This window comes from Polynucleobacter sp. UK-Mo-2m-Kol15 (assembly GCF_018881505.1).
Taxonomy (GTDB): Bacteria; Pseudomonadota; Gammaproteobacteria; order Burkholderiales; family Burkholderiaceae; genus Polynucleobacter.
This window is the reverse complement of record NZ_JACVQC010000001.1, coordinates 1,011,529-1,034,680: the sequence shown is the minus strand read 5'-3', so window position 1 is coordinate 1,034,680 and position 23,152 is coordinate 1,011,529. Positions and strand designations below refer to the sequence as shown.

Here is a 23,152-nt window from a genome sequence, read left to right as displayed (position 1 = left end):
TAAGTCAATAAGTTAAAAAGTATCTAAAGCAATACAAATGAATTAATCGAGCTGCGTGCCTGCTTTATTTTCTTGAGCACGTTTCGGTGCATCTTTGCGGCGCTCCTCGAGATCTGCCGCACGAGCTGCTGCTGCCTTTTGCTTCTCTTCAAATTCTTTTTGATTAGCCAAACGCTCAGCGGCTTTTTCAGCAGAGGCACGTTCAGCCATCTTAGCGGCATCACGCTGATCTCTAATGCTAGCCCGCAACTTGCGCTGCACCTCATGTAATTCGACCTCTTGCGCATGAATTGGATCAATCTCTTTGCGGTAATTAGCGCGAGAATCTTTTAGGCAGCTATTGACCCAATACTTTTGGTAACACTCGTTATTGGTCTTTTCCCAACGGTATTTGGCCCAATCGCGCTGCAATTCCAAATCACGCTCAATCTTGTCTAATTGCTCTAACTGAGCCTCCTCAGCCGGAGTAGCAGGTGTAAGACTGCTAAAGGAGCAAGCCAGCAGGACTGACCCTAAGGAAAGTAGAGATCGTAATGTGATGGAACTGATCAAATCTCCACCTTTGCACCGAGCTCAACCAAACGATTGGTAGGAATCTTAAAGAAGTCCGATGGCTTAGCTGCATTTTGCATCATCCAACCAAAAAGCTTCTCTCTCCATAAGGCCATACCAGGATTTGCCGACGGAACAATAGTGTCTCGAGAAACAAAGAAAGAGGTGTCCATTACATTAAATTGAATGTTTTCTTGCTTTTGCAACAAATCTAAGACCTTATTAATATCAGGTGATTCTTTAAAACCATGGACCGCTCTCACTAAATAAATACCGCCACCAAAGTCCTTCATCGTAATACGCTCACTATCATGAACGTAAGGCACATCCCATGTACTTAATTTAATAAAAAAGATACGCTCATGCATCACGCGATTGTGCTTTAGATTATGCAACATCGCGATCGGTACAAAATCAACATGAGCAGTCAGAAAAATCGCAGTACCCTCAACACGATGAGGTGGGTGTGCTAACAAGCTAGAAACAAAGGCCTGCAAAGGAATGGCGCCCTCTTCTGTTTTAGTACGCAATAACTTACGCCCGCGATACCAAGTAATTAAACAAGTAAAAATGATAAGGCCAAGTAATAATGGGTACCAGCCGCCATCTTTGATCTTAATTAGATTGGCTGTCCAAAAAGCAAAATCTATAGCAAAGAAAATGGCTGTCAAACCTAACACTAGGAAAAGATTCATTTTCCATTCACGGTACATCACTACCCCTAATAAAATTGCGGTAATCATCATGGCAGATGTCACGGAAATTCCATAAGCAGCCGCTAAATTTACCGACTCTCTAAACTCAATAATAGTAACTACCACCATAAATAAGAGAGCCCAGTTCACCACCGGAATATAAATCTGTCCTTGCTCAGAGTCGGAGGTGTGCATGATGGTCATGCGCGGCATAAAACCGAGCAAAATCGCCTGACTTACTAAAGAGTACGCACCAGAAATCACTGCCTGGGATGCAATGACCGTAGCAGCAGTAGCTAAACCTACGACTGGCCACAAGGCCCATTCTGGAACCATTAAATAAAATGGATTTACGGCAGCCTCTGGATTAGATAGCAATAAAGCACCTTGACCCAGGTAGTTAATTAAGAGGCTAGGCAAGACAACGATAAGCCAAGCATATCGCACTGGGTTTCTGCCAAAGTGTCCCATATCTAAATAGAGTGCCTCTACCCCGGTAACAACCAAAACGACTGCACCCATCACGATATATGCGGTAGTTGGATGCTCCATTACAAAGTTCACCGCATACATTGGATTGATTGCGCCGATGATTTCTGGCGCTGCGCCAATATTAATCAAACCCAATACAGCGAGCACAAGAAACCAAGTCAGAGTGACTGGGCCAAATAAATTACCAACGGCAGCAGTGCCATATTTTTGAATCAAGAATAAGGCCACCAAAATCGCCAAGGAAATAGGGATAATGAACTGATCTAGTCCCGGTGCTGCAATTTTAATTCCCTCAACAGCAGATAAAACAGAAATCGCTGGAGTAATAACAGACTCACCTAGTAGCATACAGGCGCCCAACATGCCTAGAATCATCAAAAAGAAATAGCTTTTTGATTTGCTATCAAATGATCTCAGCGCCAAAGCCATTAGAGATAAAACGCCACCCTCACCTTTGTTATCGGCCCGCATCACAAACAAGACATACTTGAAGGTCACCACCAAGATCAAAGACCAGATCATCATGGCTATGACGCCAAATAATGCTTCTGGAGAAAATGCAATCCCATGCTCCGGATCAAAACACTCCTTAAGAGCGTACAAGGGGCTGGTACCAATATCGCCGAAGACTACCCCAATCGCAGCGAGCATCGTCGTCGCAAGACCTTTTTTATGACCGTTGTGATCATCATGAAGATCAACCGGCTTTAGTAAAGTCGAATTCGAAAATTCAGGGTTGCTAATTGACATTTGAAAGCTCTCAATGAATGTTGCGTGGCAATATGTTACTCCTTATGCATGCTGACTCTACAGTCTTTTTTCAATGAAAAAACAGCCTTGCAAAGCGCTATTTCAAGGAATAGCTCGACAGAGACCCCTAAAAAATGGTAGAATTACAGCTTCAGACGCGGGGTGGAGCAGTCTGGCAGCTCGTCGGGCTCATAACCCGAAGGTCGTAGGTTCAAATCCTGCCCCCGCAACCAAACAAGTAGAAGGCTTCTAGGTCAATTGACTCGGGAGCCTTTTTGCTTTTCTGCCCTATGTATTGAATTTTGGCTAATCCAACAAAAATGCCGCCCTAGGGCAGCATTTTTTGCACTCCTATTAATCCACCCTTAGTGTGAGTGTCCTGGCAAGTGCATCGGCTTTTTGCCGGCACTTCCGCTTGGCATATTCCCGCCATTCATCATCTGTTGATACGTACCCTTCATCTGCTCATGCATTTCTGGATGACAGAACTCATGATCAGCGCTACTACTAGCTCCACCCATTTGATGGGTATTGACGCCCTTGTAACCCAAGAGGGAGGGATCAAGCATGCCGGCAATCATAGCGATATGCCCAAATACCAAGAACAATGCAACACAAATAGCATGAATCTTCAGCTTACCCATTTGATCTAAGGCTTTGTTTACAAAACCAAACTCTTGCAATGCTATCCAAATTAAAGGCAATCCCCCAATCAGATAAGCGGCTACAGCAATCACATCAATAGCAGTACGCCATTCATCATTCTTGGTAATGGGTAGTACGGCAGTAGTCATTAAATAGGCAATTAAGCCAATAAAATATAGTCCCACTGTCGTGCCTGAAAATCGATTAAGCCGATAAACAAAGCCATCAAATTTTCTAGTAAACAAAATATATAGCTCTGTGATTGCTAAAGTTTCAGCAAGCACAATAGGTATCGCCATAAAAATTAATAGGTTCCAAGGCTGATTGTCAGCCAATAACTCCATGTAGTGAGTCATGTTCATTACGATTCTCCAAAACGAAAATTATCAAAAGGCATCTCGATGCCATAATCAAAAGTGATTACAGATAATTTCTGGGGGGCTTGTAAATGGACTCAGCAAGATTGGATTCAGGTGATTCAACGTCACTGCGTACATACACCTCAACCTGCTTAGATGAGAGGAATATAAGTGAAGTATTCAGAATCGCGATCACAGAACAGCAGTAATGGCTAGCACTAGCGTTACTGCTTGGCTTACCATCTTCAGTGAAACCGACAGATGCAACCTCTTGGCAATGATCATGACTAGAGGCTGCATCGATACTACTAGCTACATTTAAATCAACGGGCATCATCGCAGCATTGATTTGGCTAACGAAAAAACTAAGAAAGAGAAGTGTGATGAATTTCTTCATGCTTTTAGTTTACGCCTTATTGAGCCTCTCGATGCCATAGACGCCGACTATTCTGCCTCCAAAATAGCGGCTGACTCTGCTTACGCTCTGAATTAGCCGGAAAATTCCAAACCTGTGCGCCAGTAGTTGGTGTTTGGTAAAACGGAATACTCATACTTTGGTATCGGGCGGTGACGGTTGGGTGGGGGTGACCGTAACGATTGCGATAGCCATTTTGCGCAAATGCTACCTCTGGACTTAATGCTGTTAACAGCTCTTGAGATGAAGATGTTTTACTACCGTGGTGTGGTGCCATGAATATTAAATTTTTGTCTCTTAGGTCGTTGAGAGATGTTTGAGTTAAGCGCTCAGAGATTTCAGCCTCACCTTGCTTCTCCACGTCACCCGTTAACCAGAATGAAGTGCTTGAGTTGCGAACCTCTAGGACACAGCTAACTTCATTAGGCTTTCTGGGGTGCTGATCCTCAAAAATCGTATTCTCATGTGGATGCCAAATATGAAAGTCCACTCCATCCCATCTCCATTGCTGACCAAATCGACAGGGAATGGCGGGTATCTTTCGATTTTCTAAATTAGCTAGCAATGCATTGGTGCTTGGTAAAGATCCCATCATTGAATCGAAAATAATCTCTTTCAGTAGCGTGGCAGCACCTCCAATGTGATCACTATCACTATGACTAATCACCATCCGATCAATATGATCAATTCCCCTGCCCCTCAAATACGGCAGGATGATTCTTTGGCCTGCATTATCTTTTCCCTGAATGGGTCCGGTGTCATATAGCAATTTTTTTGTTTTGGTTTCAATCAGCACTGCAGTGCCTTGGCCGATGTCAAGAACAGTTGCCCGAAACTCACCTTTCGCCAAATTCATACTAGTTAAGGGCTGAACAAATAAAGTGGCGCACAATCCAAGCCCAATAAATCTGGAAACCCAACTTTCCCGAATGGATCCCGGACGAATAGCTATGACGATGCCGATCGTCGATATGGTTATCGCCCACCAAGCTGGCTTACTGAACCAAGCGACCGCCCATTTCCAATTGGCCATCCAAGCTAGCATGATGGCTAAGTAATCCATCGTCGCATGGGCTGGCATTAATAGCCATTTGCCAATGAAATCAGGCAATAAAGCACCAGCAATCGCTAGAGGGGTAACGACATAACTCACCACAGGGATAGCCAAGGCATTTGCCAAAGGCGAAACTATTGAGACTTGATAAAACCAATGCAAAGTTAATGGCAGAAGCGCAATCGTCACAACCGCCTGAACACGACATGCCTCATGTAGCGCTTGAGTAAGCCTGTATTGCCAATGAAGCTCTAACTCTCTGCCGGTGGGCAAGCCCAACAAACCATCAGAATCCTGCATGGCATACAAAATAGCCGCTACAGCACCAAAAGATAGCCAGAATCCCGGGGTATACGGCGCCATTGGATCAATTAGCAAAACAACAAAGAGAGCCCACCACCAGATATCAAACGATCGCGGGTTTCTACCAGACCATAGCGCAAAGGCAACCACCCCCACCATATACATCGTTCGTTGTGCGGGAATCTGAAAGCCTGCTAACCAGGCATAGATAAATGCAGTTAGAAAGCCAGCGGCAGTGGCTACCTTAGCAACTGGAATCAAGAGCGGCAGAGTATTACGACGCCAGAGAAATTTAGCCAGCATGGCACCAAATCCAGCCAACATCGTTACATGGAGGCCAGATATAGAAATCAGATGTCCAATACCGGTAGCATTAAATACACGCCAGTCTTCTTGATCGATTGCATTTTGATCGCCCATCACCAAAGCTGAAATCACTCCGCTATAGCGAGCATCTTTTGACAGTAAACGCCGAATCTTTTGCCTTAATTTCCAGCGCTGATACTCCATTACTAATGCAAATTCAGTAAAGCCAATATCTTTCTGATGGATTAACTTTCCCGATCTCACCGATCCGCTGGCTCCAAAGTCTTGCTGAAAAGACCACCTTTCAAAATCAAAGGTGTGGGGATTGAGAGACCCATAAGGCCTTTTAATTTTGACCTTGAATTTCCAACGCTGACCAGGAATGACTTCCGGAATATCTTGGGGATTGCGCCATGCAGGCTGCCAACTCAAATAGATTTGCGGGGGGAAAGATTGTATCTTCTCGTGCCCTAAAAATGCGTGTTCTACCTCAAAAGAGAACTTGGCACCACTGGACGCACTCTGTGGCAAAGCATTGATCCTACCCTCGAGCGCAAGTTCTTTACCCTCATACTCGATGGAGAGGATGTTACTTAAACGATCTTGAGCGTAATCTGCATTCCAAGCAAACCCCAAGGTGCACCAACAGACTGCAAGTAATACGCTATTAGCATAGCGATATTGAATCGATGAGCGATTGAGGTAAACGCCCAATAGAGAAATGATGATGGTCGTAATACATAGCGAAGGCCAATACTCTGGAACAGTAGGTAAAAATAGAAGGAGCGATCCCCCGGCGATAAACGCCGCAATATTGCTGCGCAAGTGCTTAAGAAGCGGATTGTGGGTTGAGTTTATTGGCCATCAGTGATGACCAACGTGGCAATACTTGCATGGCATTTTGCCAAACTGCCTTTGAAAATACTTCTTCGCTCACGCCACGAATACCAGCTAATTGCCTAGTAATTCTAGGCAGTAAAGCGGGCTCATTGAATTGCCCGCCCTCTCCCTTAAGCCAGGCTGGAGGAATGTCTGGGGCATCCGTTTCAGTAACGATGCTCTCTAGGGGTAGGTCTTGCAAGAGACGACGAATCTGTAATGCCCGATCATAAGTTGCAGCACCACCAAATCCCAACTTGAAACCTAGATCAATAAATTGCTCAGCTTGCTGATGACTACCATTGAAAGCATGTGCGATACCACTAGGAACTTTTCTTTTGCGCAGGGCCTTAAGAATGGCATCTTGCGAACGGCGGACATGCAAAATGACCGGCAGCTGAAAGTGCTCTGCCAAGTCGAGTTGCTTATGAAAGAAATACTCTTGGCGATGAGGATCGAGTCCTTCGACAAAATAATCTAAACCAATCTCACCAATACCAACAAATCGCGGATCACCCAATGATTGCTCAATATTGGATTTGAGGGTGCTGATATCACCCTCTTGGGCTTGCTTGATATACAAAGGATGTATGCCTAGCGTGTATACCAATCCTGGAATTTGATTCCCGCATTGATTTACTAAATCTTTAGCCTTCCCCCAATCGGATACTTGAACTGTGGGTAGTAATAGCGCTGTAAGACCATTATTCGCAGCACTTGAAACAATTTCCGGGAGAGTGCTCCTAAACTCTGGCGCATCAAGATGGCAATGCGTATCAACCCATGCAAGTTCTTTACAGACCTCGCTCATTGCGCAAAGGTCTTTAATACTCCGCGCTCTAAATGCAAAATCCGGTCACAACGTTTTGCGCGAATAGGATCATGAGTGACGATTACAAAAGCAGTACCCTGCTCACGGGCAATATCTAACATTAAGTCAAATACACTATCAGCCGTTTCGGTATCAAGATTGCCTGTTGGCTCATCTGCCAAGACGCAAGCGGGATTACCTACTAATGCGCGGGCAACTGCAACGCGTTGACGCTCTCCTCCAGATAGCTCGCCCGGAGTGTGCTGCACTCGTTTTGCTAGACCCACAGAATGCAACATCATGCTTGCTCTTTCCATCGACTCTTCATTACTCAATCCACGAATACGTAAAGGGAGTGCCACATTTTCAACGGCACTAAATTCATCTAAGAGATGATGGAACTGGTAAATAAAACCTAGGCTGTGATTGCGTAGCTGGTCTAATTTACCCGCCGATAATTGGTGAAGATTCTCTCCAGCAAGAATCACAGTGCCTGCGGTAGGGCTATCTAGGCCACCCAATAAATGCAGCAAGGTGCTTTTACCCGAACCGGAGGATCCTACGATAGCCACCTTCTCAGAGGCGCTCACCTGTAAATCAATCTCTTTAAGCACGTCAACTGCGGTTGATCCCTTGCCGTAGGTCTTTGCAAGACCTGATGCACTCAGAATTATTGGATTTAAATCACTCATAACGCAATGCCTCCGCAGGCTGAACTTGTGCGGCGCGACGACTTGGATATAAAGTGGCTAATACAGAAAGGCCAAAAGCCATTAAACCCACTGTTATGACATCAGACAGACGAACATCCGAAGGCAGTTCGCTAATAAAGTAGACATCGCGAGGCAAGAAACGTACTCGGAAGATCGCTTCAATAGCCGGAACAATCACATCGATGTTTAATGCAATAAGAAGGCCTAATCCGACGCCAGATAAAGAACCAAGTAAGCCAATCGCTAAGCCTTGAACCAAAAATATCCGCTGGATTAACCCCGGACTAGCACCCATAGTTCGCAAAATGGCAATATCTGCCTGCTTTTCATTAACGGTCATCACCAATGTAGAAACCAAATTAAAAGCAGCCACTGCAATGATCAATGTCAAAATGATGAACATCATCTTTCTTTCAGTTTGAACCGCAGCAAACCAATTGCGATTTGAGCGAGACCAGTCACTAACCCACAAGGCTTGAGGAACAACTTGAGCCAACTCAGATGCAATTTCTGGTGCACGCTGCATATCATCCACCTTGACGCGTAAACCAGAAGGGTCCTGTAAACGCAATAAAGCGGCAGCATCCTTCCAATGCATGATTGCTAAAGAGCTGTCATATTCATAATGACCGCTATCGACAATACCAAGCACTTGGAGTGTCCGCATTCTAGGCATAGCGCCTGCCGGAGTAAGATCACTCTCGGGTACGATCAAATTAATACGATCGCCTAAGCGTGCACCAACCATATTAGCAAGCTGTGCGCCTAAGGCAACCCCAAAGCTGCCTGGCTTTAAATCATCGATACTGCCAGCAACAAATTGCTTGGGCAAATCAGAAACTTTGCCCTCTTCACTTGGTAATACTCCGCGAATAGCCACACCACGCATCACATTCTCACGACTCAGCAAACCTTGCGAGCTCACCATAGGGGCAACACCAACTACGTGCGGCTGTGCTGCCACCTTCAGTGCAATCGGCTCCCAATTAGCCAAACCATCTGGGGCAGTAATTTCAACATGAGATAGAACGGATAACATACGGTCACGTACTTCCTTCTGGAAGCCATTCATGACCGAGAGAACCACAATCAGAGCAGCAACACCTAAAGCTATACCTGCTGTAGAGATTCCAGAAATAAAGGAGAGGAAGCCGTCGCGCTTACCCACCGTCTTACGACGCTTAGATCGCGTATAGCGCAGGCCAATTTCTAGCTCAATAGGAAGTCTCAACATATTCACAGTTTAGTGAATTAAACGAGCAAACCGATGGATTCTGTAAATGCCACCTAAAATCAGGGGAATGTCTACTAATTTACCCCCCCAATCCGGCTCTTCACGACGCTTTACCCTAATGCTGTCAGGGGAAGATGCTATTCAAGCCGATTTGGAGAAAAGTGTGCCGCCTAGTGGACTGCCGCAAGAGTGTTTCCTCTTGGGGGATAAGTTGCCAATTGCCCCGGTCCTACTATTAGGCCAAAGCACCTTAGCAGTGAACCCAAATGACGTCGTTGCCTGCCTTCAGCCAGTCCACCTCCATGCCACCCGAGATCACTTGATCTTGATGGCCCAAAGTCAGATTGATCTGACAGAAAACGAATCTATCAAGCTACTGCAAGTTGCCCTCCCTTTAATTGAAGAGGATTTTGGCAACAAAATCTTATTTCAAGGGCAGCGTGATTGGTTTATTTCGGCGGGGCCATTTGCTAGCCTTGCAACACACTCTATTGATCAAGCGCATGGTCGTAATATTGATTGGTGGATGCCTCGCGATACAAATGAAGCTGGTATCGCCAAACTTTGGCGCAAACTCCAAAATGAAATTCAGATGCTCTGGCATATTGATCCCGTTAATGAAGAACGAGAGCAACGTGGATATCCAACTATTAACTCTCTGTGGATTAGCGGTATTGGTAAATTAGCTGATATTCAGACTCCTCAATTACTTAATAATGTAAATAACATATATGGAAATCATCCTCTCTTGACTGGATTGGCCAAGCATCTTGATATTCCCCATCAACATCAAATTGATCTCTTAGGATTACAAAACGCATTTGCATGGATTGATTACCCTGAAAATATTTGGGATAGCTTGAGAGAGGCCCTCTTGAATAATGATTTAGATGAAATCGCAATCATCGATTTTCCAAAGAGTCAGGTTCGCCAGAGAATCTTTACAGCCAAAGCCTTAAACAAAAAGTCATGGGCGTTTTGGAAAAAATCAGCGCCTTTAACTTGGCAAGAAATAATTTCAGCATGAGCATATTCTCTCAGCGCCCCTTCTCCGATCGGACGGCTAGCTGGTTGCAGCAAAGTGGCTTACACCCATTGCTAGCCAGGCTGTACGCAGCCCGGGGCATTGATAAGCCGGATGAACTTTCTTTAGATCTCAAGCAACTACTCTCACCAGTCGAGTTAAAAAACTGTATCAGCACCGCAAGCCTTCTGGCAGATATTTTGGAACGCAAAGAACCCATACTGGTAGTGGCTGACTACGACTGCGATGGTGCCACTGCATGTGCTGTTGCACTCCGTGGTTTAAAGATGCTGGGGGGATCAGACACCCCTATTCAGTTTTTAGTGCCAAACCGTTTTACGATGGGATATGGCTTAACTCCAGAGGTGGTTGAATTAGCTGCTCAACAAAATCCGAAACCAAAATTTCTCATTACCGTTGATAACGGCATCGCTAGTGAAGCAGGGGTGGAGCGAGCTCGTGAATTGGAAATAGAAGTTATCGTAACCGACCATCACCTTCCAGGCGATCGACTACCCAAAGCAACTGCGATCGTCAATCCCAATCAGCCTGGTTGCCCCTTTCCAAGCAAGGCGCTTGCAGGTGTAGGCGTGATGTTTTATTTATTAGTTGCACTACGTGCAGAACTTCGCAAGCGCGGGAAATTTACTGCTGAGACTCAACCTAAAATTGAGAACCTATTAGATCTCGTAGCCCTAGGCACTGTAGCGGATGTTGCACAACTCGATCGCAATAACCGCATCTTGGTTTCCAATGGATTGAAACGTATTCGTGCTGGAGTATCTCAAGCGGGTATTCAGGCACTGTTTCAGGCTGCGGTACGGGATCCACGCAAAGCGAATACATTCGACTTGGGGTTTGCTATTGGCCCCCGCCTAAACGCAGCGGGGCGCTTAGCCGATATGACTCTAGGTATTCGCCTATTACTCAGCGACAAGCCGGATGAAGTTATTGAGTTGGCATATGAGCTAGACCGCATTAATCGCGAGAGACGCGTGATTGAAGGCGGAATGCAAGAAGCGGCTCTCGCCCATCTCGCCGAAGATCAATTGGCAGGAACTATGGCCAATCGCTCGAGCATTTGTCTTTGGAATGCAGAGTGGCATCAAGGCGTTGTTGGTATCGTCGCCTCTCGCCTTAAGGAGCGCTTTAATCGACCTGCGATTGTATTTGCTCCAGCAGATGGTGCTAACGGAGAAGAATTGCGCGGTTCCGGAAGGTCGCTGACCGGCTTTCATCTGCGCGACGCCTTGGATATCGTCTCTAAAAGGGAGCCTAGCCTGATTCTGAAGTTTGGTGGACATGCGATGGCAGCAGGCCTTAGCATTAGGAAGGCTGACTTTGAGCGGTTTGATGCCCAGTTCCAGCAGGTAGCCAATGAAATGTTGAATGATGAGTTACTTGAGCGTCACCACATTCATGATGGCCCACTAGATCTGTCTGAATTTACACCTGAAACTGGCGATCTTCTAGCTGAAGAAATCTGGGGCCAAGGCTTTCCGCAGCCGATTTTTTATGGGGAATTTGAGGTTGGGCAGCAAAGCCTCTTGAAAGAAAAACACCTACGCTTACAGCTTCGCCCGCTTCGGGATGGTCAATTGGCTAGCAGGCCATTTACTGGGGTTTGGTTTAATCGGACGCAACCTCTGCCAACCAAGGCTAAGCTGGCCTATCGCCTAGTGACAGACCGCTTCCAAGGGCAGGCACGTGTGCAACTGATGATTGAGGCCCACGACGAGGACTAAGCCGCAATAACCCCCTTATAATTAGGGGATGGAAGCCGAACAACTCAATCTTATTTCAAATACCCTGTCTGATCTGCTCAACCGTGAGCAAGCACTTCGGGGGTATCTTTGACTTCGAAGTAAAGTCACGACGCCTTACTGAAGTTAACTCTATCCTTGAAGATCCCACTATTTGGGACGATCAGAAGAAAGCACAAGCCCTCGGCAAAGAGAAGAAATTACTCGATGGCGTTGTTGCTACCCTCACAGATTTAAATAGCAATATCACTGGTGCCATCGAATTATTCGACATGGCTAAGGAAGAAAGTGATTTTGAAACTATTAGCGCCATTGAGCAAGACGTTGAGAGCTATAGCAAGATCATTCATGATCTTGAGTTCCGTCGTATGTTCCACAATGAGATGGACTCCTGCAATTGCTTTATCGATATTCAAGCGGGTGCTGGTGGAACAGAGGCTTGCGACTGGGCTAGCATGCTATTTCGCCAATACCTTAAGTATTGCGAGCGTAAGGGCTACAAAACTGAAATCTTAGAAGAGTCTGATGGTGATGTTGCTGGCATTAAAAGTGCCACTATCAAGGTGGATGGTGAGTATGCTTATGGACACCTCCGCTCGGAGACAGGCGTACACCGCTTAGTGCGCAAGTCGCCGTTTGACTCGTCTAACGGTCGCCATACTTCTTTTGCCAGCATTTATGTTTATCCAGAGATTGATGACTCGATAGAAATTGACGTCAATCCAGCAGATATTCGTACCGATACCTATCGCGCATCTGGTGCGGGTGGTCAGCATATTAACAAGACCGACTCGGCAGTTCGCTTAACCCACCTCCCCACCGGAATTGTGGTGCAGTGCCAGAACGACCGCAGCCAGCACCGCAATAGAGCTGAGGCTATGACGATGTTGAAGTCGCGCCTCTATGAACATGAAATGCAAAAGCGTCGCGCTGAGCAGGACAAGCTTGAGGCCAGCAAAACTGATGTGGGCTGGGGTCATCAGATCCGCTCCTATGTACTAGATCAAAGCCGCATTAAAGACTTGCGGACTAACGTTGAGATTTCCAATACACAGAAGGTATTGGATGGTGATCTCGATGCCTTTATTGAAGCCAGCCTGAAGCAAGGCGTCTGATTTACCAACCCTATTCCAGTTATTAATATTTCATATGAACGATCAAGCGAATTCCAATCCTAATTCAGCGTCAGGTACTGAAGCTGTTGATGAAAACCACATCATTGCCGAGCGCCGTGAAAAATTAGCCAAGTTGCGTGAAGGCGGGGTTGCTTTTCCAAATGACTTCGTACCAACCCACCTAGCCGCAGATCTTCACACTCACTACGACAGCCTTAACAAAGAAGAATTGGCAGCGAAGAAAGTGCATGTCAAAGTTGCTGGCCGTATGGTACTCAAGCGTGTAATGGGTAAAGCCAGCTTTGCTACTATTCAAGATCGCAGTGGTCAGATTCAGTTTTATATCAATGATGAAATCAGCGGCGCTGATATCCATGGTGCATTTAAGCACTGGGATATGGGTGACTTTATTTCTGCAGAAGGCAATTTATTTAAAACAAATAAGGGGGAGCTCTCCGTTGAATGCAGTAATCTCCGCTTACTTAGTAAGTCCCTTCGCCCTCTGCCAGATAAGTTCCACGGCCTCTCTGATTTAGAGACCAAATATCGCCAGCGCTATGTAGATCTGATTGTGAACCCAGAAAGTCGCAATACTTTCAGGGCGCGCAGTAATACGATTGCTTCCTTGCGTCGCCATATGCTCGATGCAGATTTCATGGAAGTCGAAACACCCATGCTCCACCCCATTCCGGGTGGCGCTACAGCTAAGCCATTTATTACTCACCATAATGCTTTAGATATGCAGATGTTCTTGCGTATTGCACCAGAGTTATATTTGAAGCGCCTAGTAGTTGGTGGTTTTGAACGCGTGTTTGAGATTAATCGTAATTTCCGTAATGAGGGCGTTAGCCCACGTCATAATCCAGAGTTCACGATGATGGAATTCTATGCGGCCTATACGGATTACCGTTGGTTGATGGATTTCACTGAAAGTTTGATTCGTGCTGCTGCAATGGATGCCCAAGGTACTGCGGTTCTCACCCACCAAGGTCGTGAACTTGATCTGAGCAGGCCATTCCAGCGCTTAACGATTACTGAAGCGATTCTCAAATATTGCGTTCAGTCCAACAAGAGTTACGAGCCTGCTCAATTAGAAGACGTTGCATTCATTCGCGCTGAATTGAAAAAGGGCGGCGAGAATCCAGACTCCCCCACTCTCAAGAACGCCGGTATTGGCGCCCTTCAACTCGCTCTATTTGAATTAGTGGCTGAATCACATCTATGGGAGCCAACCTACATCATTGATTACCCAATCGAAGTAAGCCCTCTTGCTCGTGAATCTGATGCGCGTCCAGGCATTACTGAGCGTTTTGAATTATTCATCACTGGTCGTGAAATCGCCAATGGCTTCTCCGAATTAAATGATGCGGAAGATCAAGCGAATCGCTTCCGTAAACAAGTCGAGCAAAAAGAAGCGGGTGATGAGGAGGCAATGTACTTTGACCATGACTTCATTCGCGCCTTAGAGTACGGCATGCCTCCAACCGGCGGCTGCGGCATCGGTATTGACCGCTTAGTCATGCTGTTAACCGATGCACCTAATATTCGTGATGTGATTTTGTTCCCTCATCTGCGTCGCGAAGAGGAATGATTACTCGAAACAGACTTCCCTGAATTACAAAAGCCGCAGATTTGAATCTCTGCGGCTTTTTCTTTCTGCAACTTAGAGAGGTTTAACTAGCCGGATATAGCCTCGTATTCTCGCTATCTATTACGGTCACATTGACTGGAATGCCCAGGCTGACACTAGAGGATACGGTACAGAAATCCTGAAACTGTGCCAATACACGCTCTAAGTTTTCCAGCGTATTTCCTGGCACCCCAATACGAATTTCTACATGGATCGCCAGAATACGCAGACGATTTTCTGTATTTCGCCCAATCTCGCAACTCGCCTTAGTTTCAATCGGCTCTGGATTTTGCTTAAACTTTCTAAGCGCAAAGAGTAGTGAATCGGATAAGCAATTAGCTACACCTACCAGCAAAAACTGAGATGGGGTTGCACCTTGAGATCTGCCCAATGGGGGCGGCTCATCGCAATAGATGGGATCACGTTCCTCATTGTAATAAATAGCAAATTGATAGTCTTCCTGCTGAACCAAGCGAACCGATGGGGCGTTACTCATACATACCTCTGATTTAAGATCACCACTAGACACTTTACTACCTTCACTCCTTCGTGGCTAATATATCCAAGGAATAAGCTTTTTAACTTGTTTACAGTACTGGGCGTAGGCAGGAAATTTTTCTAGAAGCCAGCGCTCTTCTAGCTTGATTTTGAATTCAAAAAAGATAGTTAGCGCTGCTACATATAGCAGGGTCAATGCGTATGGATATATCAAAAGCCATCCAAACCCCACCAAAAGAACACCAAAATAAATGGGATGTCGGACAAAACGATATAAACCAAGCTGAATAAACTGGGAGTCATCTTTGGGGCAAGGCAATGGAGTGAGATTTTTCCCTAAGCGTAAAGCCGCAATGAATGAAAGCAGCAAACCCAAAATACAAATTCCGGTGCCCAATATCTGAAAATAAGGAAGCCAGGCTCCCAGAGATTGAGGAAGCAGCGAAAAACCTTGGGGGCCAAAAAGAATGAGGCCGATCAAAATTCCCTGCAGCAGAACGTATCCAAGCCCTTTATCAATTAGCGATAGCCTATTCATGAACCCCTTTTATCTGAATTTAGATGCCCTTTTGAGAGCAATACATTTTTCTTATAAGTCCAAAACCTGAATATCTAAAGATACGCCTTATGATTGAGGATAATCGAACTATCTTATTAAAAGCATATTGATATTATGGCCGCATACAATACCGAAACCGTTCTGACCGTTCACCACTGGAACGATACCCTTTTTAGCTTCACCACTACCCGCAACAAAGGCTTACGATTTCGTAGTGGCCACTTCTTGATGATTGGCCTCGAGGTAGAAGGCAAACCCTTAGTAAGGGCATATAGCGTTGCCAGCCCCAACTACGAGGAGCATTTGGAATTCTTGAGCATCAAAGTTCAAGACGGTCCCCTCACCTCACGCCTTCAAAAAATTCAAGTCGGCGATCCAATTTTGGTGAGTGAGAAATCGGTTGGTACGCTAGTGATTGATGATTTAAATCCTGGCAAGCACCTCTACTTATTTAGTACCGGCACTGGTCTAGCGCCATTTATGAGCATTATTCGCGATCCCGATACTTATGAGAAGTTTGAAAAAGTAGTGCTCATTCATGGCGTACGCTTGGTTAGCGAATTGGCTTATGGTGATTACATTAAGAATGAATTAACCCAAGATGAATACATTGGTGAGATCATTCGTGAGAAATTAATCTACTACCCAACAGTAACGCGTGAGGCCTTCAAGCACACGGGACGCTTAACTACCGCCATCGAATCAGGTCAACTCTTTAAAGATATCGGCCTACCCCCATTAGATCCGGCCGTGGACCGTGCGATGATCTGCGGTAGCCCATCTATGCTTAAAGAAACCGCTGAGATGCTAGATGCCAAAGGCTTTAAGGTATCCCCAAGCCTAGGTCAGTTGGGCGACTACGTATTTGAACGCGCATTCGTAGAGAAGTAGAGTTTATATACCTAAAAGTAATTAAGATATCACTATATATTTCTTGTAGATATATAGGCCTCTTGGTACATTCTCCTTAAAGAGATATTTACTAAGGAATTCAGATGTCCCCCGTACGCGAGCACTACAACCCGATCATTACCAAACTATTGCGCGAACATGATCGACTGCCACATGAGAATGTAGCTGAGCGCAAATCATTTCAGCGTCAAATTATGTATCTCATGAATACCATCAAGCTCGACGAATTCGAGCAATCTTTTACCTAATGAGCTGCATAATCATGATTCGAGAGTTAAGCGCTTAAATTGGACTTGAGAGGGGCTTGTGATTGATGCCCGATAAGACGCTAGGATTTTGTGCATTACGTACTATTGCCATAGAATCCAAGGCAATCAAGAGTCCTTCGGACAATCTAAATGCCCCATGAATAGCATCTTGAAACTGGCCAGATAAATGTGCTGGCGGCAAAACTAGCGTATCCAAATTGAAGGTGACAATGTCGCCAATAGCATCAACTGCTAAAGCAATACTATTATCTTGAACTTTTAAGATGATGCAGAACGATTCAGATTTGGCATCGTTAATATTTAAATAGGCACCCATATCCACTACTGGCATCAGTAAACCACGTAAGTTCAAAATTCCTCGAATCATCTTTGGGCTACCAGGAACCTTGGTACATCTTAAATTTTTATTCACCTCTATTAACTCGTCTGATGGCACTCCCAGCAAATAGGAGCCTACGGTAAAGGTAAGAAAAGAGCTCTCCATCTTAGCTAGGCAAAAATAAGTCAATGACTTGAGGATACTCGCTAGAGTCTTCTTGAATATTGTGCATGATGAGAACTTCTTCTAAATCCAAAACGTTAATTACTTGATCATTGTGGATGATGCAACCATTCAAACCTTTTTGAGGCGATGCCAACTCGTGCAGTTTGGCTGGAACCTCAATAATATCAGTTACCTGTTTTACCGCTAGACCATACAAACGATCTCGATAGCGACAAGTTAAGACTGGAATTCGGTGCGAGGTGGCGGGAAGATTTTGGGTGCCACCGCTAACATATTGTTCTAAGCGAACCAGATCCATCAACTGCTCATTGAAGTACACAACCTCACGATTACCATTTTGCTGAATTTGATCTGTACCCAGCTTAATAATATGATCGATGGCATCAAGAGGTAATGCAATCTTATTTAATCCGGGGATTTCAAATAATAAAACTGAAATCATTTCCTCAACAACTGGTGAATAGAGCTCATCCTGCTTAATCGGATTTAGTTCTAGGCGCTCAACTAAACCAGATTGTCGAGCTATTCCATCTACATCCAAAATTAAGGCTACATCACCATTACCCATAATGGTAGCCCCAGCAAACTTCGACATATCTCTTAAAAGCTCGCCTAAAGGTTTAATAACTACATCTTGAATATTGAGAACAGCCTCTACAACCAAACCAAAAAGTGTGCCATTGAAATTGAGAACGGCAATAAATAATTTCTGCTTTGGTGCGCTGGGTGAAGGAGCTAAACCTAATTGTTCACTTAAAAAAAGTAATGGGATTAACTTGTCTCTTAAGCGAAAAGTTGGTGTTCCATAAAAATCCTCAATGCCATTATTTGCTTGATTTGGGGCAAAACGAACTAGCTCTAGAATTCTATTTTGCGGAATAAGAAATACCTCTTCCCCGCATTGCACAAACAAAGTTGGCAAAATTGCTAAAGTAAGTGGGATCTTTAATTTAACGTGCGTCCCTTGATTGGGAACGCTTGTAATTTCAATACTTCCGCCAATATTTTCAATATTATTTTTAACCACGTCCATACCAACCCCTCTTCCCGAGAGATTAGTAATGGAATCTCGGGTAGAGAATCCAGGTAAAAATATGAGGTCAATCAACTCTTTATTACTAATAGAATTTGCTTTTTCAGAGCTAATCAACCCATTGGTAATGGCCCGTTGTCGAACGCGCTCGTAATTTATCCCAGCGCCATCATCAATCACCTCAACAATCACTATTCCGTTTTGATGGGCGGCACGCAAAACCAAATAAGCTACCTCAGACTTACCCTTCTCTAATCGAATGGCTGGAAGTTCGATGCTATGGTCGATACTATTTCGAATTAAATGGATTAAAGGATCTCGAATGCTATCAAGGAGGATGCGATCTAACTCAGTCTCAGAGCCTTCCTGTAAAAGGCGTACTTTTTTATGGCACTCGGCAGATACATCTCGCACCAAACGGGGAAATTTATCCCAGATATGAAAAATTGGCTGCATACGCATTTTCATCATGCGTTCTTGCAACTCTAGAGTTAACAAATCAATGCTTCTTACCGCGCTGGTAAATAACTTGTCGCTAGATTGCTGGGAGAAAGGCAGCAAGCGATTACGCGCCAGAACCATCTCGCTGGCGATGTTCATTAATTTATCCAATACATCTGGATTCACCTTGACTGGAACAACGACCTCTTGTCCGAGGGAATTGAGCTGGGCAGCCTCAATTAAGGGCTGATCCTCCAAAACAGTATCTGGTAAATCACGGGAAGGTACAGCTAATACCTTATCTATCTCAGGTGAAGGGTGAGAAATCGGATCCACTGCATTGCGCTCAGCTTGCATCAAACCCAGCAAGCTCTCAATCAGAAGCTGATCATCTCCAGCAGGCTCAACCCGATTAAGCTCTACACCCTCAATAATCTGCCTAAGTATGTCGTTCATCTCAAGCAACTGAGTAGATTTAGAAAAATCCAACTCAACTTCACCGCCTCGAATTTTACCTAGCAAACTCTCTCCCGCATGAGAGAGTTTTTCAAGCCTCTTTAGAGAAAAAAAGCTGCTGCTACCCTTAAGGGTGTGCAAACCCCTAAAGATACTTCCAACTAAAGCTTGGTCATTCGGATTTTCTTCAAGACGAACGAAATCGACATCTAATCGATCAATAATTTCCCGGGCCTCCAGGATAAATTCAGCGAGGATTTCGTCGTGATTTTCCATGCAACCTAATAGTAATGGACAATTCTTTATACAGGCGGATAGAATAAGGGCTAAACCGATATTAGCTTAAATTGGGTATAAACGTCTAATCAGCCTCATTCAATAGCTTAACTTACGCATCCACCTCCTACAGGAAGCCCCGCCGAATGTTTCATAACCTATTAGATAAATTCGAGAGAAGATCCACTGTTAAAACTAAGCTAATAGTGAGTTTTGGTCTGATCCTATTCTTTACTATCATTGTTGGAGCCATATCAATCTATAGCTATCAGGTAATGGGGAAAAGTGCTGACTGGCTATACAAACAAGCTGCCCGCGGAATTGAAGATTCCAAGCAGTTACAGATCGAAGCAATCGCAATTGATGTTGACGTCAATAACCTACTACTTGCATCTACCCTGCCGAATAAAGCCGAAGTACAAACATTACGTGAAACCGCCCTGGCCAATATTGAGAAAAAACGTGATGCACTACAAGAAACTATCAAACGTGTGGATGCCAATATCATTCGCTCCCAGGTGAGGGTTGAGTTTAATGAGCTGGTGGAAGATTTTGATATCTATCTAGTGGCTATAGAGCAAATTATTATTTTAGAGAAAAGTTCGCCAGCATCAGCAACCACCATGTATTTTAGTGATAAGTTTCAAGGTTTTAAGCCGCGTATTACTAAGAATCTTCAAGATTTCGTAGAGGCAAAGCTCGAGAGTGCCAAGCTTTATTACGAGGAGGCAGTGGAGGCGCAGCATTTTGCAATATGGTCTACGGCTGTCACCTTCCTCATCTCCTTCTTACTCAGCATATTAATTGGCGTTCGTTTTAGACACTCAATCATTAATCCATTACATAAAACCAATGACTCCCTTAATGCCCTTGCTGAATCTAGGTTAAATACTGAAATCGCAGGCATGGACTATGTGGGCGTTACTGGTCAAATTGCCCATTCCGTACAAACCCTGCAGCAAAATTTACGCGCCGCCATCCAAGAAATTAGCAGCAATGCATTGATGATTAGCGCATCCTCTGAAGAGCTGGCGGCTGTTAGCGCTCAGCTTAATGCCAATGCAGAAGAGACTTCTTCGCAAGCCAATGAAGTAGCTCAATCATCTGACGTTGTTAGTCAAAATACACAATCTGTTGCAACTTCGACCGAAGAATTTAGCGCCAGTATTCGTGAAATCTCTGTCAATGCTATGGAGGCATCGCGCGTTGCCAATCAGGCCGTTAATATTGCCGATAGCACCAATTTGCAAATGGCTAAACTCAGTAATAGCAGCATTCAAATTGGTGAGGTAGTAGCTGTTATTGCAGATATTGCAGAGCAAACCAATTTACTTGCTCTAAATGCAACCATTGAGGCTGCTCGTGCTGGCGAGCTTGGCAAGGGATTTGCAGTGGTGGCCAATGAAGTCAAAGAGTTGGCCCGATCAACTGCCAAGGCAACCAATGAAATTAGTCAGTCAATTAATACTATTCAGTCCGATGCCAAAGGTGCGATTGAATCCATTGCAGAAATTACCCAAATCATCAATAAGATCGATGATATTTCAAGCATTATTGCTACGGCAGTAGAAGAGCAAGCTGCAACAGTGAGTGAAATTTCACGAAATATTTCTACCTCTGCGGGTAGCTCTGCAAGAATTACTGAAACTGTTGGAGCGGTTGCAATTGCCTCTCGTGGCATCTCCTCAGGGTCTTCTGAAATTCAAAACTCTTCAGCTGAATTAGCTAAAGTTGCTGCAAAACTGAAGCAATTGGTATCCAAGTTTGAGTGTTAATTCCAAGAAAAAGCCACCCCGAAGGGTGGCTTAAAAAAGACTATGGAGGTACTTCTAAAGAATGAACAACAAGTTCATCTTAATCCATAGAAAGTCTTCCTCAATACGATATTGCTTGCTCAATGTGCATAATGCCTCATGTTGGTGCATTTTATTACCCGTGCTGGCCCTAGACTACTTGCACGGATACTTTGCCTCAAAGAATCTCACTAAGGTCTTGGCTGCACGCTCTTGATTGAACTGCGGATTAGCCTGACTCCAAGCTAGGAACTCCTCCAAAATCATCCCCCTGGTGCCTGCGGTCGATGAAAAACAAATACCAGACTTCATTTTGGGATTGCGATTGGCTAAGTAGGCCTGATATACCCCCTCCCCAAACCCAAAGCAGAAGTTCTGAGCATCAACATCATTAAGGTTTTTACACAAAGTCACTAACGCTGCTGTCGAGGCATCATTTTTTGGCATATCAGCCTGCGAAAAAGCATTTGACTGAAATAACAGCGCAGCACTAGCCACCAATAGAGTCACTCGAAATTGATTCATTACTCTGCTCTCATTAGATTAACGTCTAAACCCACCCATACGACCACCACCAAAGCCACCACGGCCACCAAATCGATCATCACTCATGCGATCGTAACGAGCCTGATCTCGCATCGCATTCTCCTGAGCTGCCTCACGATAGGCGTTTGGATTGGCACGATCCTGCTGATAATCATTTCGGGCCTCTTGGTTCAAACGATCGGCCTGAGAGCGCTCTTGTGGAGTAGCATCTCTCTGAAAAGCGCTATCTGCTCTTTGACCAGCAGTTCTGGCAGCCTGTCGATCTTGTGGAGTAGCATTATTCTTCCAGTCATTTAGAAGGCGTTGTTGATTCTGAATACTACTAGGGCCAATTAAGCCTCTAGAAGATCTTTCAGATGTATTGTTATTGTTGACGTTAATACTGCCGTCAGACCATGCAGGCGTTGACCAAAATGCACCGCCTACTGCCAACCCAAGGCCAAAGGACATCATCCCCCAGCCGGGGTTATAGATTGGATATGGCGGGTATTCTGGGTAAGGCCAAGCTCCATAAACTACAGTGGGGTTATAGCTCGGCACATAGACTACTTGAGTATTAGCAGGACTAATTAATACATTCGAGTTAGCATCAGTGCTAACAGTTATTTGCTGATTTGACTTGAGAGAACCAGCTTGTACAGCGCGCTTTCGCAAAACCTGCACCGCCTTCATCGTATCCGCTGGTTGAACCTTATAAGCATTGCCAAGATTCTGAGTCCACTGTAATTGACCACCCATCATATTGAATGCTTGCGGGAAGGACATGAGTGACTTCACACTATCGTTCCATGATTGCGCTTTGAGGGCATCTTGTAATGCTGTACCACTAAGACTGGAATTGCTATTACGCCAGTTATAGGCTTCAGCCACCTCAAGTGGATAAGTTGATGCCAAGAGCATCAATGAAAGCAAAGAATCAGGATACAGCGCTATCGGAGAAACCAATGACTGTAGTTGCTCGGATGAAATTAACTGTGGTGAAGTGTTATAGCCACCGCTTTGGGTATAACTTTGCGGATAGGAATTTTGATAGGGATCGCTATTATTTGAGCATGCACTTAATAGAGATACAAAACTAATGCAACACCATGTTTTATATTGATTATTCATACCCTTATTAATCC

Annotated in this window: 21 protein-coding genes and 1 tRNA gene; 8 read left to right on the top strand and 14 right to left on the bottom strand. The window is 44.7% G+C overall.

Going from position 1 to position 23,152, the window contains the following annotated elements; all coding sequences use genetic code 11:
• Positions 1 to 42: 42 nt before the first annotated feature.
• Complete coding sequence (locus tag ICN43_RS05460; protein ID WP_216197586.1) at positions 43 to 552, bottom strand: hypothetical protein; 510 nt, start codon at positions 550 to 552, stop codon at positions 43 to 45.
• Positions 549 to 2,390: a potassium transporter Kup gene (locus ICN43_RS05455; RefSeq protein WP_255533516.1), complete on the bottom strand. Its 1,842-nt coding sequence runs from the start codon at positions 2,388 to 2,390 to the stop codon at positions 549 to 551. The genes ICN43_RS05460 and ICN43_RS05455 overlap by 4 nt, the downstream gene beginning before the upstream one ends.
• A 255-nt stretch (positions 2,391 to 2,645) precedes the next feature.
• On the opposite strand from ICN43_RS05455, the gene ICN43_RS05450 reads away from it, so the two are divergent.
• Positions 2,646 to 2,722: transfer RNA gene (locus ICN43_RS05450), tRNA-Met, on the top strand.
• Positions 2,723 to 2,854: 132 nt separating this feature from the next.
• Here ICN43_RS05450 and ICN43_RS05445 read toward each other — a convergent pair.
• The 6 genes from ICN43_RS05445 to ICN43_RS05420 are packed head-to-tail and all read right to left on the bottom strand — an operon-like array spanning position 2,855 to position 9,208.
• Positions 2,855 to 3,496: a DUF6803 family protein gene (locus ICN43_RS05445; protein WP_216197582.1), complete on the bottom strand. Its 642-nt coding sequence runs from the start codon at positions 3,494 to 3,496 to the stop codon at positions 2,855 to 2,857.
• 58 nt (positions 3,497 to 3,554) lie between these two features.
• Entirely contained in the window at positions 3,555 to 3,890 is a 336-nt protein-coding gene (locus ICN43_RS05440) for a hypothetical protein (protein ID WP_216197580.1), read from the bottom strand.
• 16 nt (positions 3,891 to 3,906) lie between these two features.
• Complete coding sequence (locus tag ICN43_RS05435; protein WP_216859729.1) at positions 3,907 to 6,396, bottom strand: DNA internalization-related competence protein ComEC/Rec2; 2,490 nt, start codon at positions 6,394 to 6,396, stop codon at positions 3,907 to 3,909.
• 4 nt (positions 6,397 to 6,400) lie between these two features.
• Entirely contained in the window at positions 6,401 to 7,261 is an 861-nt protein-coding gene (locus ICN43_RS05430) for a TatD family hydrolase (RefSeq protein WP_216197578.1), read from the bottom strand.
• Positions 7,258 to 7,953, bottom strand: coding sequence for a lipoprotein-releasing ABC transporter ATP-binding protein LolD (gene lolD, locus ICN43_RS05425; RefSeq protein WP_216197576.1), 696 nt, complete (start codon positions 7,951 to 7,953; stop codon positions 7,258 to 7,260). The genes ICN43_RS05430 and lolD overlap by 4 nt, the downstream gene beginning before the upstream one ends.
• The gene (locus tag ICN43_RS05420; RefSeq protein ID WP_255533431.1) at positions 7,946 to 9,208 is read right to left on the bottom strand and encodes a lipoprotein-releasing ABC transporter permease subunit; all 1,263 of its coding nucleotides are present in this window, start codon (positions 9,206 to 9,208) and stop codon (positions 7,946 to 7,948) included. The genes lolD and ICN43_RS05420 overlap by 8 nt, the downstream gene beginning before the upstream one ends.
• 67 nt (positions 9,209 to 9,275) lie before the next feature.
• Between ICN43_RS05420 and ICN43_RS05415 the strand changes: the two genes are divergently transcribed.
• From ICN43_RS05415 to lysS, 4 genes are all read left to right on the top strand, one after another.
• On the top strand, positions 9,276 to 10,235 hold the full coding sequence (locus ICN43_RS05415) for a hypothetical protein (RefSeq protein WP_255533430.1): 960 nt from the start codon (positions 9,276 to 9,278) through the stop codon (positions 10,233 to 10,235).
• A complete protein-coding gene (recJ, locus tag ICN43_RS05410; RefSeq protein WP_216197573.1) occupies positions 10,232 to 11,977 on the top strand; it encodes a single-stranded-DNA-specific exonuclease RecJ in 1,746 nt (581 codons plus the stop codon). Before ICN43_RS05415 ends, recJ begins: the two co-directional genes overlap by 4 nt.
• 28 nt (positions 11,978 to 12,005) lie before the next feature.
• Positions 12,006 to 13,110 (top strand): peptide chain release factor 2 gene (prfB, locus tag ICN43_RS05405; protein WP_216197571.1). Its coding sequence is split into 2 segments (ribosomal slippage): positions 12,006 to 12,086 and positions 12,088 to 13,110, totalling 1,104 coding nucleotides; the frame shifts between segments, so codons are not numbered across the junction.
• A gap of 34 nt (positions 13,111 to 13,144) precedes the next feature.
• Entirely contained in the window at positions 13,145 to 14,701 is a 1,557-nt protein-coding gene (lysS, locus tag ICN43_RS05400) for a lysine--tRNA ligase (RefSeq protein WP_216197570.1), read from the top strand.
• Between the two features lie 82 nt (positions 14,702 to 14,783).
• On the opposite strand, the gene ICN43_RS05395 is transcribed toward lysS, so the two are convergent.
• Both ICN43_RS05395 and ICN43_RS05390 read right to left on the bottom strand, forming a co-directional pair.
• The gene (locus ICN43_RS05395) at positions 14,784 to 15,236 is read right to left on the bottom strand and encodes an OsmC family protein (protein WP_216197569.1); all 453 of its coding nucleotides are present in this window, start codon (positions 15,234 to 15,236) and stop codon (positions 14,784 to 14,786) included.
• A 57-nt stretch (positions 15,237 to 15,293) separates the two neighbouring features.
• Positions 15,294 to 15,776: an isoprenylcysteine carboxylmethyltransferase family protein gene (locus tag ICN43_RS05390; RefSeq protein ID WP_216197567.1), complete on the bottom strand. Its 483-nt coding sequence runs from the start codon at positions 15,774 to 15,776 to the stop codon at positions 15,294 to 15,296.
• Positions 15,777 to 15,911: 135 nt separating this feature from the next.
• Between ICN43_RS05390 and ICN43_RS05385 the strand changes: the two genes are divergently transcribed.
• Both ICN43_RS05385 and ICN43_RS05380 read left to right on the top strand, forming a co-directional pair.
• Positions 15,912 to 16,688, top strand: coding sequence for a ferredoxin--NADP reductase (locus tag ICN43_RS05385; protein ID WP_216180507.1), 777 nt, complete (start codon positions 15,912 to 15,914; stop codon positions 16,686 to 16,688).
• Positions 16,689 to 16,792: 104 nt separating this feature from the next.
• Positions 16,793 to 16,957 (top strand): hypothetical protein, encoded by a 165-nt coding sequence (locus tag ICN43_RS05380; protein WP_216200093.1) that lies wholly within the window; start codon positions 16,793 to 16,795, stop codon positions 16,955 to 16,957.
• Between the two features lie 34 nt (positions 16,958 to 16,991).
• Here the strand turns inward: ICN43_RS05380 and ICN43_RS05375 are convergent, their stop codons facing one another.
• Both ICN43_RS05375 and ICN43_RS05370 read right to left on the bottom strand, forming a co-directional pair.
• On the bottom strand, positions 16,992 to 17,462 hold the full coding sequence (locus tag ICN43_RS05375) for a chemotaxis protein CheW (protein WP_216197565.1): 471 nt from the start codon (positions 17,460 to 17,462) through the stop codon (positions 16,992 to 16,994).
• 1 nt (position 17,463) lies between these two features.
• Entirely contained in the window at positions 17,464 to 19,689 is a 2,226-nt protein-coding gene (locus ICN43_RS05370) for a chemotaxis protein CheA (RefSeq protein WP_216197563.1), read from the bottom strand.
• Between the two features lie 146 nt (positions 19,690 to 19,835).
• Here ICN43_RS05370 and ICN43_RS05365 point away from each other — a divergent pair, with 146 nt between their 5' ends.
• The gene (locus tag ICN43_RS05365; RefSeq protein ID WP_255533428.1) at positions 19,836 to 21,464 is read left to right on the top strand and encodes a methyl-accepting chemotaxis protein; all 1,629 of its coding nucleotides are present in this window, start codon (positions 19,836 to 19,838) and stop codon (positions 21,462 to 21,464) included.
• 174 nt (positions 21,465 to 21,638) lie between these two features.
• Here ICN43_RS05365 and ICN43_RS05360 read toward each other — a convergent pair whose 3' ends face one another.
• Together ICN43_RS05360 and ICN43_RS05355 are read right to left on the bottom strand one after the other, a co-directional pair.
• Complete coding sequence (locus ICN43_RS05360; protein WP_216197559.1) at positions 21,639 to 22,007, bottom strand: Rap1a/Tai family immunity protein; 369 nt, start codon at positions 22,005 to 22,007, stop codon at positions 21,639 to 21,641.
• 18 nt (positions 22,008 to 22,025) lie between these two features.
• Entirely contained in the window at positions 22,026 to 23,138 is a 1,113-nt protein-coding gene (locus ICN43_RS05355) for a DUF3300 domain-containing protein (RefSeq protein WP_216197557.1), read from the bottom strand.
• Positions 23,139 to 23,152 lie beyond the last annotated feature (14 nt).

Bases quoted from the DNA above. Each gene is read 5' to 3' on its own strand.
- ICN43_RS05455 (WP_255533516.1), bottom strand. From the start codon at position 2,390: ATGCTCGCTGCGATTGGGGTAGTCTTCGGCGATATTGGTACCAGCCCC.
- ICN43_RS05445 (WP_216197582.1), bottom strand. From the start codon at position 3,496: ATGAACATGACTCACTACATGGAGTTATTGGCTGACAATCAGCCTTGG.
- ICN43_RS05440 (WP_216197580.1), bottom strand. From the start codon at position 3,890: ATGAAGAAATTCATCACACTTCTCTTTCTTAGTTTTTTCGTTAGCCAA.
- ICN43_RS05430 (WP_216197578.1), bottom strand. From the start codon at position 7,261: ATGAGCGAGGTCTGTAAAGAACTTGCATGGGTTGATACGCATTGCCAT.
- lolD (WP_216197576.1), bottom strand. From the start codon at position 7,953: ATGAGTGATTTAAATCCAATAATTCTGAGTGCATCAGGTCTTGCAAAG.
- ICN43_RS05420 (WP_255533431.1), bottom strand. From the start codon at position 9,208: ATGTTGAGACTTCCTATTGAGCTAGAAATTGGCCTGCGCTATACGCGA.
- ICN43_RS05415 (WP_255533430.1), top strand. From the start codon at position 9,276: ATGTCTACTAATTTACCCCCCCAATCCGGCTCTTCACGACGCTTTACC.
- recJ (WP_216197573.1), top strand. From the start codon at position 10,232: ATGAGCATATTCTCTCAGCGCCCCTTCTCCGATCGGACGGCTAGCTGG.
- lysS (WP_216197570.1), top strand. From the start codon at position 13,145: ATGAACGATCAAGCGAATTCCAATCCTAATTCAGCGTCAGGTACTGAA.
- ICN43_RS05395 (WP_216197569.1), bottom strand. From the start codon at position 15,236: ATGAGTAACGCCCCATCGGTTCGCTTGGTTCAGCAGGAAGACTATCAA.
- ICN43_RS05390 (WP_216197567.1), bottom strand. From the start codon at position 15,776: ATGAATAGGCTATCGCTAATTGATAAAGGGCTTGGATACGTTCTGCTG.
- ICN43_RS05385 (WP_216180507.1), top strand. From the start codon at position 15,912: ATGGCCGCATACAATACCGAAACCGTTCTGACCGTTCACCACTGGAAC.
- ICN43_RS05380 (WP_216200093.1), top strand. From the start codon at position 16,793: ATGTCCCCCGTACGCGAGCACTACAACCCGATCATTACCAAACTATTG.
- ICN43_RS05375 (WP_216197565.1), bottom strand. From the start codon at position 17,462: ATGGAGAGCTCTTTTCTTACCTTTACCGTAGGCTCCTATTTGCTGGGA.
- ICN43_RS05370 (WP_216197563.1), bottom strand. From the start codon at position 19,689: ATGGAAAATCACGACGAAATCCTCGCTGAATTTATCCTGGAGGCCCGG.
- ICN43_RS05365 (WP_255533428.1), top strand. From the start codon at position 19,836: ATGTTTCATAACCTATTAGATAAATTCGAGAGAAGATCCACTGTTAAA.
- ICN43_RS05360 (WP_216197559.1), bottom strand. From the start codon at position 22,007: ATGAATCAATTTCGAGTGACTCTATTGGTGGCTAGTGCTGCGCTGTTA.
- ICN43_RS05355 (WP_216197557.1), bottom strand. From the start codon at position 23,138: ATGAATAATCAATATAAAACATGGTGTTGCATTAGTTTTGTATCTCTA.